Below are 1,836 nucleotides of genomic sequence, written 5' to 3'. Positions count from 1 at the left end.
TTCCACGGAAAAGTGACGATGCCGCCGCAGTATTTCGGTCGATGTAGGTGAACTTGTTGGGTTATTCGATTGAAGCGGATGAGCTGGTGACGGCTAGTCAGCATTTCCAGTCGGGTTAAGTGAATTCCATACTTTAAATAAAGATACACTAAGGTCGAGGTGACTGAGAGCATTATAAGTGTTGTAAGAATAGTGATTACGGAGCGACCCTCAGGGTCTGTGATGTCCATCCATAAAAATCCAGTGGTGGTAATTAGTCCAACAGAAATGGCCGGGGCGATAGCGCCGAGCGTTGCGAGCGTAATCAGCCCGCGCTTTTCTTCTGAGCCACCACAGCGAATGTCTAAGAAGATGTCGTTAAAAGCGAATACAGGGCCTCTTGTGCGTGGGTTTTCACTCACCGGTTGAAAGTGCATTTCTTCAGCCAGCTCGTCCTCATACAAATCCTGGCGTTTTTCTTTCGGTGTCAGTTCTGCTTCATAGGCTTTTCGCGCAGCTTCGGATTCAGTAGCCATTTGCCAAAAACCCCATTCGATCAGATACATCACAATACCTCGCTGAATGGGGAGTGTAGGGTCTTCAGTTCTTCGTGTTCTTCAAACGGTTTTGAGTTTTTTGCAAGGCGGAAGCTGCTGCGTTTGCACCACTTCTCCAAAGCGTCGTCTTCAAATATGTAAATTATCACTGTCAGGACTATGCCAATCCAGAAAGCGCCAAGAATAAGGCGGGCAAGTAATAACCGAGCGGCCTGCGTTCCGAGCTTTGCTGCAAGTGCTCCAAGGGACGTGGATAGCGTCTTGGCCAGCTTGGTCTTGGCATTTTGAGAAAGGTAATCGAAGAAAGGTTTTGCAACAGCAATGGCTGTTCCTATTTCGGCCAGCGACAGGGTTATTGTGGCCATTCCTCTTACAAGGTACGTAGTGGCCAAGAGCCTGGATTTTTTTTGAGTCAGTTTGGTGTGTCCAGCGTGACTGTCGTTGAAATTTTCCAGCCAATCTGTGAAATCCCACCACGCCAGCAGCGAACCTCCAACGCCAGCCAATCCAGCCCCCCAGAGCTTCAACCTCCCCAATGTCGCGGCGGCCCCTTTCCCGGTCACACTGTTAGTGCCGTATCGGGTTACCACTTGGTCCACATAGCTGGCTCCAATTTCAAAGCCTGCTGCAGCCGTAGTCATCGCGGCCGCCATGAGTTCAGTCTTGATCCGTGCATCACTGTCAGGCAGCTCGCGGGCTTTGAAGGCCATCAGCATGCCCTCTATGAGGCATATCAGGCCGGCAGCACGAACTTTATAGAAGTCGCTTTGCTTGTTATCAGCCTGCATTAGCCCTTCGGCCCAGGCCTGATCCAGGTACCGTGCAATCTGGCCACCGCTGCGTTGCGGGTTGATTGGCTGCCCACTCCGTGCAGCTTCACTCACGCGTATTTCGACAGCCGTTTCATGTACCGAGGCAAACAACGCCAGGCGCAGGCCATGGTGCAGCGCACGGTCTACGCTGCTCGGTGCGCCGGTTCTCAGCACCTGTCGACCCAGCGCGACGTACCAACCGTACAGGCCGATACTGACGCTACTGTTCCGCTTCTGCAGTTCTTCATACAGTGCATTCAGGCGTTCGAAGGCATTCGCAGCGGCGTGGGCGCGTTTGGCAAGGCCTTCGGCCAGCGTGAAGTTGAATTCTGCCGGTGGTTCGGCCTTGGCGGCTTGCAGCAGCGCCGCAAGCTCCTCTCGGATGTCATCCTGGTTGTAGCTGATGCCGCGTATTGCCAGGTTTGCCCGGTCGGCCACGTCGCTACGCCACCAGTGGTCCAGCACCTTGGTGCCCCATTCACTCAACT

The 1,836-nt window shown here is 53.4% G+C and carries 1 protein-coding gene and 1 pseudogene; both read right to left on the bottom strand.

Features of this window, described 5'->3' with window-relative positions:
• Positions 1 to 545: pseudogene (locus WF331_RS29055) on the bottom strand (DUF6708 domain-containing protein); the annotation flags it as partial.
• On the bottom strand, positions 545 to 1,836 hold a 1,292-nt coding region (locus WF331_RS29050; protein WP_340623563.1), incomplete at its 5' end, for a T6SS effector BTH_I2691 family protein. The gene WF331_RS29050 and the pseudogene WF331_RS29055, both read right to left, overlap by 1 nt.

Origin of the sequence: Pseudomonas sp. YNh (genome assembly GCF_037993085.1) — a bacterium.
Classification (GTDB): domain Bacteria; phylum Pseudomonadota; class Gammaproteobacteria; order Pseudomonadales; family Pseudomonadaceae; genus Aquipseudomonas; species Aquipseudomonas putida.
This window is presented reverse-complemented; position numbering and strand designations above follow the sequence as displayed.